General features: G+C 42.2%; 17 protein-coding genes. 6 read left to right on the forward strand and 11 right to left on the reverse strand.

The features are described from left to right. Window positions 1–11: 11 nt before the first annotated feature. From R8G66_27030 to R8G66_27075, 10 genes are all read right to left on the reverse strand, one after another. Window positions 12–1760, reverse strand: a complete 1749-nt coding sequence (locus tag R8G66_27030) for a PAS domain S-box protein (protein ID MDW3196055.1) — start codon at window positions 1758–1760, stop codon at window positions 12–14. 19 nt (window positions 1761–1779) lie between these two features. Further along, window positions 1780–3090: a hypothetical protein gene (locus tag R8G66_27035; protein MDW3196056.1), complete on the reverse strand. Its 1311-nt coding sequence runs from the start codon at window positions 3088–3090 to the stop codon at window positions 1780–1782. 70 nt (window positions 3091–3160) lie between these two features. After that, complete coding sequence (locus R8G66_27040; protein MDW3196057.1) at window positions 3161–3988, reverse strand: DUF4331 family protein; 828 nt, start codon at window positions 3986–3988, stop codon at window positions 3161–3163. A 15-nt stretch (window positions 3989–4003) separates the two neighbouring features. After that, complete coding sequence (locus tag R8G66_27045) at window positions 4004–4693, reverse strand: DUF4331 family protein (protein ID MDW3196058.1); 690 nt, start codon at window positions 4691–4693, stop codon at window positions 4004–4006. Window positions 4694–4760: 67 nt separating this feature from the next. Further along, window positions 4761–5531 carry an anti-sigma factor gene (locus R8G66_27050; protein MDW3196059.1) on the reverse strand — a complete coding sequence of 257 codons (771 nt, stop codon included), beginning with the start codon at window positions 5529–5531 and terminating at the stop codon, window positions 4761–4763. A 35-nt stretch (window positions 5532–5566) separates the two neighbouring features. Beyond that, window positions 5567–6118: a sigma-70 family RNA polymerase sigma factor gene (locus R8G66_27055; GenBank protein MDW3196060.1), complete on the reverse strand. Its 552-nt coding sequence runs from the start codon at window positions 6116–6118 to the stop codon at window positions 5567–5569. 169 nt (window positions 6119–6287) lie between these two features. Beyond that, window positions 6288–8081 carry a sigma 54-interacting transcriptional regulator gene (locus R8G66_27060; GenBank protein ID MDW3196061.1) on the reverse strand — a complete coding sequence of 598 codons (1794 nt, stop codon included), beginning with the start codon at window positions 8079–8081 and terminating at the stop codon, window positions 6288–6290. A 52-nt stretch (window positions 8082–8133) separates the two neighbouring features. After that, window positions 8134–9252: a hypothetical protein gene (locus R8G66_27065; GenBank protein MDW3196062.1), complete on the reverse strand. Its 1119-nt coding sequence runs from the start codon at window positions 9250–9252 to the stop codon at window positions 8134–8136. 217 nt (window positions 9253–9469) lie between these two features. After that, window positions 9470–10063 carry a hypothetical protein gene (locus R8G66_27070; GenBank protein MDW3196063.1) on the reverse strand — a complete coding sequence of 198 codons (594 nt, stop codon included), beginning with the start codon at window positions 10061–10063 and terminating at the stop codon, window positions 9470–9472. 118 nt (window positions 10064–10181) lie between these two features. Beyond that, the gene (locus R8G66_27075; protein MDW3196064.1) at window positions 10182–10352 is read right to left on the reverse strand and encodes a hypothetical protein; all 171 of its coding nucleotides are present in this window, start codon (window positions 10350–10352) and stop codon (window positions 10182–10184) included. A 46-nt stretch (window positions 10353–10398) separates the two neighbouring features. On the opposite strand from R8G66_27075, the gene R8G66_27080 reads away from it, so the two are divergent. Both R8G66_27080 and R8G66_27085 read left to right on the forward strand, forming a co-directional pair. Then, window positions 10399–11106: a TraX family protein gene (locus R8G66_27080; protein MDW3196065.1), complete on the forward strand. Its 708-nt coding sequence runs from the start codon at window positions 10399–10401 to the stop codon at window positions 11104–11106. Between the two features lie 69 nt (window positions 11107–11175). Next, on the forward strand, window positions 11176–13029 hold the full coding sequence (locus tag R8G66_27085; GenBank protein MDW3196066.1) for a tetratricopeptide repeat protein: 1854 nt from the start codon (window positions 11176–11178) through the stop codon (window positions 13027–13029). On the opposite strand, the gene R8G66_27090 is transcribed toward R8G66_27085, so the two are convergent. After that, on the reverse strand, window positions 13016–13177 hold the full coding sequence (locus R8G66_27090) for a DUF5522 domain-containing protein (protein MDW3196067.1): 162 nt from the start codon (window positions 13175–13177) through the stop codon (window positions 13016–13018). The two genes, R8G66_27085 and R8G66_27090, sit on opposite strands and share 14 nt — an antisense overlap. A gap of 92 nt (window positions 13178–13269) precedes the next feature. Here R8G66_27090 and rocD point away from each other — a divergent pair, with 92 nt between their 5' ends. The 4 genes from rocD (at window position 13270) to R8G66_27110 (ending at window position 15537) form a co-directional block, all read left to right on the forward strand. Next, entirely contained in the window at window positions 13270–14544 is a 1275-nt protein-coding gene (gene rocD / locus R8G66_27095; protein MDW3196068.1) for an ornithine--oxo-acid transaminase, read from the forward strand. Window positions 14545–14547: 3 nt separating this feature from the next. Beyond that, complete coding sequence (locus R8G66_27100) at window positions 14548–14793, forward strand: hypothetical protein (GenBank protein ID MDW3196069.1); 246 nt, start codon at window positions 14548–14550, stop codon at window positions 14791–14793. A gap of 198 nt (window positions 14794–14991) precedes the next feature. Continuing rightward, the gene (locus R8G66_27105; protein MDW3196070.1) at window positions 14992–15267 is read left to right on the forward strand and encodes a transposase; all 276 of its coding nucleotides are present in this window, start codon (window positions 14992–14994) and stop codon (window positions 15265–15267) included. Between the two features lie 39 nt (window positions 15268–15306). Next, on the forward strand, window positions 15307–15537 hold the full coding sequence (locus R8G66_27110; protein ID MDW3196071.1) for a hypothetical protein: 231 nt from the start codon (window positions 15307–15309) through the stop codon (window positions 15535–15537). The last annotated feature ends 69 nt before the right edge of the window (window positions 15538–15606 follow it).

Raw genomic sequence — 15606 nt, forward strand, 5'->3', positions numbered from 1 at the left:
TTTTATTGTGTCTAATTAGGTACTTGGTTGTGTGAAGGGAAAGATAGATTCACACGAGTTCCTCCGGTATGAACAGAAGAAAAATGTATGGATCCACCATGATCGGTTACAAGTTGATAGACGATAGAAAGCCCCAACCCTGTTCCTTTTCCTGGTTCTTTGGTCGTAAAGAAGGGGTCGAAGATCTTTTTGAGATCTTGATCGGGTATCCCTACACCATCATCTTCAATATTTACTCGTATGACATTGTAGGCATCTGTGAAGCCCTCGATTCGTATGGTTCCTTTAGTATCAATGGCCTGTATGGCATTCAAAATTAAGTTGAGAAAGACCTGATGCAATCCGCCTTCATTACCTAACAGGAACAGTGGCTCCTTTTCCACATCTAAAATGACTTTGACTCGCCCTTTGGTCTCATGCTTCAATATCAGCAGACAGTTGTCAATGATGTGTTGAACCTGGCAAACCTCACGACGCTGATCATTTTTTCTGCTGAAATGATTCAAACTGGTCACAATGCCGGACACGCGTTCCACGCCTAATTGCATGTGTTCAATCACTTGCTTAACCAGCATTTCTTGTTCCTGATCCTTGTAGATCAAGACATTTTTGAGGCTGTAGATGCCAGCCTGAATAAAATTAAGGGGATTGTTGATCTCATGTGCTACTCCAGCTGTCAACAATCCAATAGAGGCCATCTTATCGGCATGTGCTAATTCACGCTGGGTGGTTCGGAGTTCAATGAGCGTATCTTCTAATTCATTTTGTTTTTCTAATAGGGCGTCATTCTTAAACGCTAACTCCTGATTGATGGATATAAGGGCCTGCGTCCGTTCATGTACGAGGTATTCGAGCTTTTCGCTGTAGCGTTCTAATTCGGTTTCTGCTTTCTTTCGTTTTGAAATATCCGTCCCAAACCCAAGAAAATAATCTGTCCCGTCCTCCACGTACTTGCGGGTAGTGAATAAAAATGGCATTTGTTCACCTGATTTTGTTACCAGATTTGCTTCCAGCATTGTGTCCCCATTTTTTGACAAATTCTGGATGGTCTCAAGTATTTTGGGGTGATCATTTTCAGCGAAGAACTTCAGGACATTCATCTCATAGAGTTCAACAGCGGAATATTCGAGGAAGAATTCCGTATTTTGGTTCCACTTGATGAGTACAGGCACCGACTCCATTTTGTAGATGTAAAATATGCCAGGAAAGGATTCCAACAAGCGTAAATTCATGGATCGTTGCTGCGAGATGATCGTTTGCGCATTTTTGATCTCATTCATGTATCGCATGGCCAGCAAGCGCATGAGGTCACCTTTCTTTTCAACTTGCCTGGCTGGTTTTTTGGTCTGTTCCCGAAGTAATTGTTCCAGCATGGCCTTTTCCTCTTTCTTGCGACTGCTGACATCCCGCATGGTAGCGACGCGTATCGGTTTGCCATCCCACTTGGTTTCGTAGGCTTCAACTAAAATGGGGATTTTTTTACCCCCTTTTCTTAATCCTAATACCTCGTAAGGTTCGGCGCCTGATTGAGCAATATTTTTCACGACAATATCGCGGTGTTCCGGAGCGACGAGGAATAAAACGTCTTTCCCGATCAACTCATCACGATCATACCCGAAGAGGCGCTCCATGGCTACATTGACATCTACGCAGACCCCTGCCTTATGGATCAGCACACCCTCAACGGATAAATTGACCAATTTGTAATACCGGTCAAGTTTGGCTTCAATTTGCTCTTTTTCTGATAGTGTCGATGGCATGGTTGTCGGTGAGAATGACTTAAGGAATCTGGTTGGATAGCTGGTCGATTCGCTTGAAGATTGCCGGGCCTAGTTCGAAGCGAGCTTCGGAGGCCTCCGCCAACAGCCCTTTGGCTTTTCCAATATCCTTGGTCTTTAAATAGATCTCACTACCGTGATATTGGATGAGAGGTTCCGTGGTTTTCTTGAACAGGTGGTTTTCATAAATCATCTTCGCACTGTCAAACTTGCCCGCTTGATACAGACTCCAACTCAGTCCATCGTAGGCCTCCAAGGTTGGGCGATTTTCGACTTCTTTTCGGGCCATTTGGCATGCTTTGAGATGATTGCCAAGGTGTTCTCCTTCTATCTCGATCAGTTTTGGACCATACCATAATTGATACTTCGGCTGTCGGGCAATGTCGTAGAAATCCTTGATCCTTCGATGATACCTTTGATCTCCCTGATCTTTATATAGTTGCGCCAATTCCCATAGCAGATCGGGTGTTGATTTTACATTTAAAGTTGAAAGAATCCGTTCGTAAAGTACCTGATTATTGTCATGGGAATAGGCAATCCAGGCGATGTTCAGCCAGGCATACTCCTGAGAAGGATCTAATTGGAGCGCTAACATAAACTGCTTATAGGCTGACGCAATAGCTCCACTATGCGTTAGATATTCTCCGTAAATCGTTTTAGTCCAGGCTTTTAAGGTAGGGTTGGTGCTTTTCATGGCCATGCTATCCGCTTTTGCCATCAATTCAAGGGTGCGGTCCAGACGTCCGAGATAATCGAATAACTTGGCTTGTCTGATGATCACATCAAAACCATGATTGGATTTAGAAATTTGCACTAATAACCTTTGGGCGTCTTCGTATTTTCCAAGTTCCATCAGCACGTCAAAAAACTGCAATTGAAACCCCAGGTTACGAGGTTGTTCATTTAGACGTTCAACGCAAAGCCTTTCAGCATCCTGGAAGCGATGCAATTTGATGAGGTTGGCGATTTGATCCTGGTAAATGTTGTTCGTCTTCCAGCCATTTCTCAAACCGATGGCTTGTTTTAAGTATTGATTACTGGAGTCTATGTCTTCTATGTCTCCCTTTAACCGGAATCGTTCGTCAAGAGCGGATGATATTTTTTCGGCGTAGAGAAAGCCGCTTGGGTTTTGAGCCAATTTAGACTTCCAAAACTTCAAGTCTTTTTCAATAATGGCCAATTCTTCTGATATGTGAGTAGGATACTCTTCAAGAAGAGTAGTGATCTGGGTAGGCTTTACGACCAACTCATCTGTGATTCCGTTGCAATTAAACAGTGTTCCCGCGATGAACGCATAAATTAAAAATTTCATATCAATGCAATGAAGGAAAGGACAAGCCCGAATGGACCTGCCCTTTCAATTGAAAAAACCAAAAATCAACCTAGTGTGGTGTTGCCAGATAAGGGAATGTATTCAGGAATTCCTTATCGTTTGCTTGAACATTGTCACTGATCAAGCCTGGCACGAGTTCATTGCCGGTATTTCCATCGCCAAAAAACGCCAGAATCAAAGTGACATCAATAACGTCATCTTGCAGCCGTCTTCCATTCAACACATTATTAAAAAGCTCAATATTGCCCAGGTCAGAAGGCCCATAAGTAGAAGAAGCTTCTTTATTACAATTCAATACATCCACAGAAAGGACTGAAGCGGTGGTTTCATTGTCCAACCCTAATACATTGGTGTATGCTGCAGCGTCTAAACCGATGTAGGTTTGAAGGGTATTAAGAATTCCCTTAAAATGTTCGGCATTTGCAGATCCTTCAGAAGGGACCAACTTATTGTATGCATCTTTATCTTCATCGCTGAAGAAGTTGAAGACGGTATTGATACCGGGACGACCCATGATGTCTTCCTGAGCATAAGACACGTTGCTAATGACTACCGCAAGTTCATCGGTGCTGTTCACTCCACCTGTTGTAACAGTCAGCAAAACGTCATATGTGCCCACTTCTGTGGCTCGGAAAGATGCAGTCGCCATCGTAGCATCATTAACATTAACAGATGCACCGCTAGGAGACGTCACTTCCCACTGATAAGATAGTGTGGTTCCTTCCGTTCCACTGCCATCTAGCATGATCAATGATTCAATCGTACCTGTAAGGTCCGAGCCGGCGTTGGCTTCAATTTGAATTGTATCGTTATCATCTTTACAACTGAATGCAACGATACATACCAAAACAGCAAAAAATATTTGTCTGAATTTCATAATAGGTCTTTTATTTTAAATGCTTTTGTTGGATGTTAACCAGGTGTTGAATTTCGTGACTGAGCTACCTCCAATTAGGTCTTTTGGTAATTCGATAACAAATGACAGAACATTGGTTCCTGCAAATGCATCCTGACCAGGATTGTCAAATGCAGTTGGTGGGTTTTCAGCACCGCCAACTCCCTGTACAATAGCTACGAACTTAAAAAAGTCCATGAAAAAGGAATCATCTCTTGGTCCTGCAAACAGTTTCATACCATTAGCTGAAGAAACAATCGCAGTTTCACCGTAGGGAGTGACATCTCCTTCCACCCGCATCGTCGTACTTACCACAGAAGAGTTGTTTCCTGTAGATGTAGGAGCGACTGGACCTAAAGCGATTACTTTATCATCTCTGAACAATACTTGAATCACCAAGTCTTCAACATTGTCTTCGTTCGTGTCAATGTTGATTTCATACATTACGTTCTCATCGAAACTAGCGTCAGCAGTAGCCTCAGGCCCCAGGAATCCATTTACGTTCCCAACAAAAACATAATTATCTTCATCGCTGGGACTCTGGAATGCGTAAAAATCGGTAATATCTACACTGGCACTACCCGTGGTAAGTGACCCCACAGCAGGTGCATCGATGTGGTCTGCAGCCATCACATAGATACCTACTGATAGCGCAAACAATCCCATTAACCCTAAAAATTTTTTCATAGTTTACTCTTAAAATTTAAATACAGCAGCAGATACGAGAATGGTAGTGCCTACAGATTTATGGTGATTAAAATTTTGTTTCAATAACTCCTCCAGACACAATTATTTTATCTAATGTTGGCTTCCTGCTCCCCCCAATGGGTTCTATGGTAATCGCGTATTGTCCCGTTCCGGTATATCTGGTTAAAGAAGACATGGCCCCTGTACTTTGAAGAGGAATCACACCGGAATTCATGGTTTGGCCCTGAACAATACTCCAGAGTTGATATTGTTGATTTTCTGGGGGGCTCGGCAAATACGAGGTACACACCAATAGCTCGTTTTGTCCGGTATAAACCCAGGCATATTGTTGTTCATCATTTGCAGTGACAAGCCTTGTCCTTTGGATGGCCAAGTTGTTGGCCTGTTTCAGCTGTCTGGCCAACTCTTCATTTTGAGATCGTAGTTGAGTGAGTTCGAAATTGGTCCCACGAGCTATTTCATTCAAATCAGATCGAGTGTTGAGATACAAGCTAAGTACGAGCGCCAGGAAAAGGAACATCATTGCGGCCGAAGCATAGGCCAGTAGCTGAGGACGGGGGATTGAGGGCTTCTTGGACAAACGTGCCCCCCCACTAATCACTTTAGCCTGGATTAATGGCCCCAGTCCTACAGGAGGTTTAACCCCATAGCTGAAGGACAAATGCTTCAACGTTTGCTCAATTCTTTGAATTTCACGTTTGACCCGAGGATGTATCTGTGCCATACGAAATACTTCTTCGGCCTGGTCTTCAGGCAACAAGCCCATGGCATATTCCTCGAGAATGCCGGACTTGATATAATCATCTAAATTGAGCATCAATAATATCTACGGTGGTTGATCAGCCATTGGATTTAAAGGATACCATAAAGTTTTCTTAACTTGATAAGCCCGCCTCGGATCCGAGATTTGACCGTACCCAATGGGATGGCAAACTCTTTGGAAATATCTTCGCTGGTAAATCCCTGAAAGTACATCAAGTCCAAAACCATGGATTGCGTTTCCGGGAGCTGATTGAGTATGTCATTGGTGAATAAGTGCATCTCTTCTCCGCCCAGTCGATTGTCCATCTGTTCATCTTCTTGTTCGAAAGTACTGGTGACAGACCTTTTGAAATATTCTGAGGATCTCATCCGGTCTATGGTCAGGTTTCGAGCAATGTTGAACATCCAGGTGTACAGCGCTCCTTTCTTTGGATCATATCGATGAATATTCATCCAGATCTTCATAAAGGTATCTTGTAAGATCTCTTCAGCTAAAAGCCGATCTCCGATCACTTTATAGATGGACCCAAAGAGGGCTTTCGAATAATCTGAGTATAAATTGGCAAAGGCATCCGTATCACCTTCCGCAATTGAACCTAACAGGTCTGCATCTCTATCTCTTTTCGTGGCAGCGATTGGCATAAGTATTCTTTTTTGGCATCCTTATTGAATACTTTGTGCCAAGGAGGGGATTTAGTTGAAATACATGATCTAACTACCTCATATTCAGTTATTTAATTTCTATAATTACGTTTATGATAACGGCCATTCATTTTTGACATATCAATAATTTTTGACATATCAAAAACGATTATGGAAGCATCCCATGCTTTTTTAACCTGGAGTAAAGCGTATTCTGATTGACCTCAAGCAGTTTGGCAGCCCCATCTGGGCCACTGATTTTACCATGTGTCATTTCAAGAATTTCCTTCAGGTAATCCTTCTCCATTTGTTCCAATGATTTCACTTGCCTCGAAGGGATCATTTTCGATTTAGGTAACCATGCGCCCGCATCAATCACTTTTCCAGTTGATAGGATGACTGCTCGCTCCATGATATTTTCTAATTCACGCACATTACCTGGCCATGTATATTGCTGCAAGGCTTCCATGGCTTTTTTAGAAATGCGATCAATCTCCTTTCCTGATTTGCGCGAGTATTTGTCGATGAAATATCGGACTAACGGGGGTATATCTTCTGGTCGATCCCTAAGTGCGATGGTTGGCAAGGGAAAAACATTGATCCGATAGTAGAGGTCTTCCCGAAATTTCCCTTCTGCCACTTCCTCTTCCAGGTTCTTGTTAGTCGCAGCAATGATCCGGACATCCACCTTGACGGTGGTTGTTCCACCTACACGTTCGAATTCACGTTCCTGGAGGACACGTAGCAATTTCACTTGTATCGAAGGGGGTAATTCTCCTATTTCATCCAGAAATAATGTTCCTCCGTTGGCGAGTTCGAAACGACCCATTTTTTGTTGTAAAGCACCGGTAAAAGATCCTTTTTCATGACCAAACAGCTCGCTTTCGATCAAACTTTCCGGCAATGAGGCACAATTCACTTTGATCATCGCTCTTGATCGTCGATTGCTCAGGTTATGGATTGCACGGGCCATGAGTTCTTTACCTGTACCGGATTCACCTGTAATCAGCACAGTCGCATCTGTTTCGCTTACTTGCCTGGCCTGCAACAGGACTTCCTGCAGTTGCGGGTTTTCGGTAATGATGTTAGCGACATCAAAATCTATTTTGACCTCTTTTCTCAGATAAATGTTTTCTTGCTGCAATTGATCCCGGAGTTGTCTTACTTCTTCCAGTGATTCCAGGATCTCTTTTTCACGCTTTTTTCGTTCAGTGATGTCTCGAACAATGGAAACCCGATATTCCTGACCTTCGAAATTGAAAACATTATTGGTGATTTCAACCGGGACCATTTCTCCATTTTTTCGCCGGTGTTCTGTTTCAAACGTGAAAGTCCCTTTTTCCTTGGTGATTTTCCAGTACTCTTTTGATTTCTGTTCGTTAAAATCAGGATTGATATCCTTGCCGGAAAGACCAGCTAATTCATCAATTTCATAGCCCAACATATTAGCTGCTCCAGGATTGGCCTGAATGAATTTTGCGTTTGCATCGATCCAATAGATGCCATCCGAAACGCTTTTTAAAGTAAAATCGGCAAATCGAAATTGTTGTTGCTTTTCGCGCCGATCCGTAATATCCATCACGGTCCCGAACAAATGTGTCAACTCTCCAGTCGAATCATAGTGAGGCTTCCCAATGGCATTTACATACTTGTATTTTCCAAGCTTGGTCTTGATACGACAATCCACCACATATTCCTTACCCGTAGCTATGGCCTGATTGATAATGGACTCAATTTCTTCTTTTTCTTCGGGTGTCGCATGATCAAATACTTTGTCCAGTGTAGGAACGTCACTTTGAAGATCCATGTCATAAATATTGTACACTTCTTCAGACCACCAGACTTGATTGGCTTTAATGTCATATTCCCAAATACCCAGACTGGATAGCGAAATTGCTCTGCTTAGCCGCTTTAGCTTGCCTTCCGCAGAATCGTCCTCATTTTCGGAATCAATTTTTGACACCCTCTTATCAATTTTAACCAATTGATTGTCAAGATAATGAGGAGTCAAAGACTTAGCGAAATAAATATTCAAAAATACCAGTGATGATCTCGCTCGCACCGATGTATATGCCTACGCCATACGTGATATGGTGAACGGTCAAGTGACGGATCACGAAAGGGAGTCCGCTCACATTGATAAATGAAAAAGAACAAGCGGTGACGAATCCTCCAAGAACCATGAATATTAAATTGTCGGTGAGAATCAACGTCAGCAACCCTGCGAAGAGGCTGCAAAAGCTGATCACAATGACTGTACCCAATGGCTTGGAACTGACATATTTTGCAATGGCGAATCCAATAAATGCAGAGATCCCTAACAATCCAAATGATATGTACTGCCCCCAATTTCCCAATTCAGGATGACGCTTTTCCATAATTTCAGGGACAAATTCAATCAGAAATGCCTTGGCCATGCCAAGGACTAGTCCAATGACCAGAATGGCCAGGTAAGACAAATAGGTTTGTCTTTTCCCGTCATGCGTAGCCAAAAGCTCTTGTTTCCTTTGAAGGACTTCATCAGAAGAAACGATATGAAATACAATCCCCGCTCCGGCGATAAGGACCCCACCTACTACGAAGGTTAAAGTATCGCCGAAAAACGAGACTAAGCCGACGATAACAGGTTCCAGCGCATACAGCAATTCGGTGATCAGGAACAAAAAGCCCATGACGATGGGTAGTTTTTGGGCAGGTGCGAATGCCTCAATCATTGAATTGGCTGGGCTGATGAATAAATTCATCGATATCAACCAAAGCACGATCATAAAAGGTAACAGCGTTTTGATGTCCATCAGGTGGTGGGTGCTGATCAACGTGGCCACGACCATGAAAATCATCGCCGTAGCTCCCACCCCAATCGTGAAGACAATCAAGTATTTTCCATTTCTTCTCAGGACATAATCAGAAAGCCATCCGGCAAATGGAGGTATAATCACAAGAATGATCGCTTTGGAAATCACCAGAAAATCCAAGAGGTGTGTGATCTCCATTTTTTCCATCAGGACTGGTTGGTACTCGTGATAGGCAATCCAGCTAATGACTACTGCGGCATTTAATAGCGCAAGACTATATACCTCACGCCATTTCAAAATATCGGTTTTGGGTAGAAGTGTATCAATGGAACTATTCATCGCCATCTTTTTCAGGCATTTACGAGATCATGGTAGCAAAAAGATTAGATCTGATGTTTGTACCATTCACCCGCCATGAATATCGCCATCTGCACGATATTGAGTTTGGTCCTGTGCGCCACGGTGATTGCTCAACAAAAAGAAATCGATAGTATCAAGCAGGTACTTCCTGCGTAGGGGTCGTTAGATCAGACCCTATACTGGCATGACCTATAACTTAAGCGGGCTTTTGAATAAATGATATCAGGGTCTGATAATACTTAAGCTTGAGGCTTAACCATAAGTCACGAGTCCAACTGACGGTTTTTCGTTGTTTTTCAAACACACCAAAATATCTCCTGAAATATAATTTCAAAGCAATGTGCTTCAATAAAGGTAAGGTGGCCTGACCATTAGAATTCAGCTTTAAGGATCGCTGATGCAGCACATTGACATTTAGCTCGAGACTGATTTTCTTGTCAAATTTGCCCTGATCCTTGAGCATCACTTTGATTTCTTCTACGCAAGACTGGGCCTCTTTGACGTGTATTAAACATTCCTCCAGAGACGTCAACCCTGCATCCAATTGAGTAACTAATCGGCACTTGAATTTCGTACAGACGTGAGGTTTATCCGGCGTGTTGTAAATGCTACATTTGTTCCCGATATGGTGAACGCATGGAAGCCTGAAAGCCTGAGCGTCATTGTGAATCAATTCATCAGCTGTTATTTCAAACGACTCAGCCTCTCGGGAGATAACAGAGAAGATGGCCCCATTACAACAAAGTCCGCAACTTAGGCACAAAGTTACTTGTTGAGAATCTACGCCCATCTTCTTTGAGAGATCTTCATGAATAAAGCGCTTCTCTGTAATCCTTGAGTTTCTGGAATTTAGATAAGCACTTCTTGGAGTTTAATTGCGCTTTGATATGATCAGGTGGGCGTTGCGATTAAAACAATCCTTTTACCCAGCTGCAAACATCATCCCACCAGGTTGGATCACTGGTGACTTCTTCAGTACCTGCCACTGATGAAGACTTGGCTGATATCCTTACATCTCCACCGACACTTGCTCCGATCAGGAAACAAACTAATACAATAAATCCGACTAATTTTTTCATGCTAATTGTTACTTTAATTAATAAAAATAAAGAAAATAACATCTACATGAATGAAACCTCTGGGAATTTAAATACCGATTTCCTCAAGCTCATTGGAATTATTACGATGGTAATTGACCACTTTGGAAAGGTATTTTATGAGGATAACATTTGGTTTCAATTGATCGGCAGAATTACCTTTCCCATATTCGCTTACTGCCTGGTCATTGGATTTTTAAGGACCAAAGATTTATCAAGATACTTTTTGCGTCTTTTTACTTTTTCAGTGATTTCACAGCCGATATATACATGGTTATTTGGGTATCCCTGGTCCGATCTGAACATATTCTTTACCCTAATTTTAGGGCTGTTTTCAATTCATGGAATTCGAAGTAAACAATGGGTCTTAGTTGCCATCGCCCATCTTGTGCCCATATTTCTTAAAATAGATTACGGTGTTGCAGGCATTGTATTGATTGACTTGATCTATGTCTTTAGAAAATCAAGAACATGGTCCATTATATGGCTTATTGTGCTCTTTGTTTCGCAACTATTCATCAATATAACTGAGATTTTACAGCATCTTATGCTCCATCAGGAACTCGTCATTGAGCCTAACCCCAGTCTCAATGTGTTTGGATTACTAAGTATCCCGTTATTGTACATACACATCAACTTAAGAATCACCGTAAAACGATCTGTTTTTTATGTCTTCTATCCACTTCATCTTTTTGTACTGCTCATCATGAAAAACTTATACAATCTACTTAGCTAAAGATTTTGCAGATCAGACTCACATCACCAGTAACAGTCAGTTATTTTTAAGGATGTAAAAAGGTCCCACATGAAAAAGTATCAACTTGTTCTTCTTGTTTTAGTCGTGATCTTTTTTGACGCGATAAGTCAAAGTCCATTTCAAAAAGCTGCTAATCTGACGGGTCAGGAGTTTGTAGATTATGTTAATGAAAATTATTATCAACTCTATAGCACCAACTTTGATAGTGCCATCCTATTAACCCATGAGGCCAAAAGTATCAGCCTGGAAAATGGATGGGTTGAAAAAGCGGCTTACGCTAGTTTGTATAATGGCGTGATCAATTTCTTGAGAGGTGATTATGAAAAAGCAATCTCTTCGTATCAATACGCTGAGAAAACATTCGATTCTTTAAACAACACCAGTGGACTGGCCAGAACGCATAATGAAATGGCGGTTTATTTCCATAAAAATGGGCAGTTGGAAAAGGCAATAGCACTGTTGGCATCCAGTGAAAAAGAAGCTGAAGATTCCGATGACCTTGAAGCGTTAGGAACTAGTTTGGGAAATAGAGCTGCTTTTCTAACTCGCCAAGGGAAGTATGAGGAAGCTTATCCAGTTTTCAAACGAGTGTTTGATATTCGAGTAAAACAAAATGATAGCGTTGGTCTCGGATATGTTTATCTGGACCTGGCAGAATATCAGCTTCACAAAGGCAACCTCCCCGAAGCCATCCGACTGGTTGAAGAATCCACAAAAATCAGAGAGGCTATTGGAGATCGAAATGGCGTAGCAATCAATACGGTGATCAAAGGAGAAAACTATTTTCAAACGGGCAACTATAAGCAAGCCATTCCATACTTTGAGCAAACGATCGAACTCGCCAGTGAAATCGGGTATACGGACTTGATTCGATTCAGCTATGACATGTTACAGCAGTCTCATATAAAACTCAAGAATTACGAAAAAGCCTACGAGAGCCTTTCAAAAAACCGGGTTTTTAGCGACAGTATTTTCAATGTGGAAAGAAGCAAAGCTTTACTGGAAATGGAAACAAAATACGAAACAGAAAAGAAGGAAAAGCAAATTGCACAACAAGAGGTCGTTTTAACTTCCCAAGAAGCAGCGTTACTTCAAAATCGAATTTTATTCATTGCTTCAGTTTTTGCACTAGGCCTCCTGCTGATCATTTTATTGCTTTGGCAGAATAAAACACGCAAAAAGCAACAATTGACCCTCCAAAAGGAAAAGCTCAAATCAAGGGAAGCCGAAATAAACGCAACCATTTCCTCTCAGGAAAAAGAACGGTCTCGATACGCCCGGGACCTGCATGACGGATTCGGCCAAATGATTTCCATATTAAACATGAATCTGGCTAATCTGAAAAGTGGCGCCAAACCAGACGAACGGCAACAAGTATTTGAAGCCTCCGAGAAAATCATCGAAGATATGTACGGTGAATTAAAAAATATTTGCTTTGACCTGATGCCTCAGACCTTAATCAGAGGTGGATTGGCAAGTGCGTTGGAAGAATTTATCCAACGTGTCAATTCATCTTCAGAAGCACTTCATGTAGAACTAAATGTTTTTGGGCTCGAAGAACGAATCTCAGAGATCCAGGAGATTTCACTCTTCCGTATATCGCAGGAGTGGATCAACAACATTTTGAAATACTCAGATGCAAAAAAGATCACGCTGCAAATCACTAAAGATGAGGAAGAAATCACCTTAATGATTGAAGATGATGGAAAAGGGTTCAACAAAAACTTGCTCCTTTCCGGAAAAGGAAATGGCTGGAAAAATCTCAACACACGAACCAATTTGATCCAAGGACACCTGGAACTTGAAACACAACCTGAGCGTCGTGGAAATACTTTGATTGTGAATGCTCCTGCTGAGGTCAGCAGAGATAATGTATTAAACCTCTCGACTAATTTTTCTTAAATCCGTAGGGACAATGAAGGCAGCCGTTTTTGCAACAATAGCCTCTTTTCTTATGATAGGACGCATTAAACACCATTAAGCCCTGCTCATTGAAATAATAGTCTGAGGGCTCTAGTTTGATCTCTTCTTTTTTCGCACGCTTGTTCATCGACTTCTCCGGCTAATCCTGCTAACTTTGCGGTTTGCTTTCAAATTAATAGCGGGCAAAGATCTTATTTAGTTCCTAAAAAAGAAGATATTATGTCAACTTCAACATTGACCAGCCAGGACCTCATCGCTTTGGAGGAAAAGCATGGAGCACACAACTATCATCCCCTTCCGGTTGTGTTGTCCAGAGGTGAAGGCGTTTACGTTTGGGACGTAGAAGGAAAACAGTATTATGACTTCCTTTCTGCTTATAGTGCCGTCAATCAGGGGCATTGTCATCCAAAGATCGTTTCTGCACTGACCAATCAGGCGGAGACACTAGCCTTGACATCACGGGCCTTTCACAGTGATGTGCTGGGGCAATATGAGCAGTTTATGACCGAATATTTTGGGTTTGACAAAGTATTGCCGATGAACACCGGTGCGGAAGGTGTGGAAACTGCCATCAAACTTTGCCGTAAGTGGGCTTACGAAAAGAAAGGAATTGAAGAGAACGAAGCACAGATCATCGTCTTTGAAGGTAATTTCCATGGTCGAACGACGACCATTATTTCCTTCTCCAACGACGAAGATGCTCGAAAGAATTTCGGCCCTTACACAGAAGGTTTCATCAAAGTGCCTTATAATGATCTGGAAGCATTGGATGAGGCGTTGCATGAAAATAATATTGCTGGTGTGCTGGTTGAGCCCATTCAGGGAGAGGCCGGTGTAAACGTTCCGGATCCGGATTTCATTCCTGGAATCAAAGCACTTTGTGAGAAGCATGAGGCTTTGTTCATTGCAGATGAGATCCAGACGGGTATTGCGAGAACGGGAAGTTTGTTACGTATTTGTGGCGATTGTAACTGCCAAAACAAATGCGAGCGCGGTGAAACTTACACCAAGCCTGACATGCTGATTCTTGGCAAGGCGCTATCCGGCGGAATCTATCCCGTATCAGCTGTGTTGGCAGACAATGAAGTGATGGACGTCATCAAGCCCGGTCAGCACGGTTCTACCTATGGAGGAAATCCACTGGGAAGTAAGGTGGCCATGGCGGCATTAGAAGTGGTGGATGATGAAAACCTGACACAGAATGCACGAAACCTAGGTGAGTTGTTCCGTGATCGCATGAACCTGCTGATCGAAAAGACCGATTTGGTTTCAAAAGTGCGAGGTAGAGGATTGCTCAATGCGATCATCATCAACGATTCACCAGAGAGTTCTACCGCCTGGGACATCTGTGTTGCTTTGAAGGAAAATGGCTTATTGGCCAAGCCTACGCACGGTAATATCATCAGATTCGCACCTCCTTTGGTCATGACCGAAGAGCAATTGCACGAGTGTTGCGACATCATCGAGAAAACCATTTTGAATTTCGCGAAGTAATTCGTGGACGAATCAGATAGAATAGATAAACTGGAGTTGCTGCTGGACGATGTTCAGGGGCAACTCTTCAATCTCCAATCGGACATGAAATATATGTCCACGGAAAACACCGCACTAAAGGACTTCCTTGGCAACCTCTATTATAGCTGCAAGGAGCTGGAAGAAACTGAAATCCAGGCCGAAGACCTGATCAAAAACCTGAGACAAAACATCGAGGTTTTTGCCAAAGATCATAAGATTAGGTTGTAGTTGCTCGTTCCCATTCTGCTTTTCTAGCGTAGAAATACCTGTTTTTACTTAACCTGTTGAAAGCAGGAACAAAACATCAATTAAAAAACAACTTGTGAACTCGAGGAAGAGGCTGATTTTATAAAGTTAGCGCAAGGCTTTGCCTCGTGTCTGACGTCTTTTGTCAAAGTCTCCTTAGTCCATCAACAAAACAATTATATGAGTAGGAAATACAAGTTTCATAATAAACAAGGTCTATACTTCGTGAGTATTGCTGCGGTCTACTGGATAGATGTTTTCATAAGAGATCAATACTTTCACACTGTTGTAGAGAGCTTAGGCTTGTGTCGAAAAAACAAAGAGCTGGAATTGTACGCGTGGTGCATCATGCCGAGTCACATCCATATGGTGTTTAAATCCAAAAATGAAGATCCTGGTGGTCTATTCAGAGATTTCAAAACTTTTACTTCTAAAGAGATGCAGAGAGCCATTTAGCAAAACAATAAGGACAGTAGAAAAGAATGGATGCTAAGGATGATGGCACAAGCCAGAAAACTGAATAGCAATGTTCAAAATGGACAGTTCTGGCAACAACACAATCATCCTATAGAACTATGGAGTCCGCATATAATTGATCAAAAGATCAATTATATGCATATGAATCCTGTTGTAGCAGGTTTTGTCTTGGAGCCAGAGTATTGGAAGTACAGTAGTGCCATTGATTATTCCGGAGGAAAAGGCCTACTGGAATTAGACATTATTTGAGATACAAATGGCACGAGCTATAAGCTCGCACCAACGATTGTAATTTTCGGTTACCCGCTAGGGTTAAAA

The organism is Cytophagales bacterium, assembly GCA_033344775.1.
In the GTDB taxonomy this organism is placed as follows: Bacteria; Bacteroidota; Bacteroidia; order Cytophagales; family Cyclobacteriaceae; genus JAWPMT01.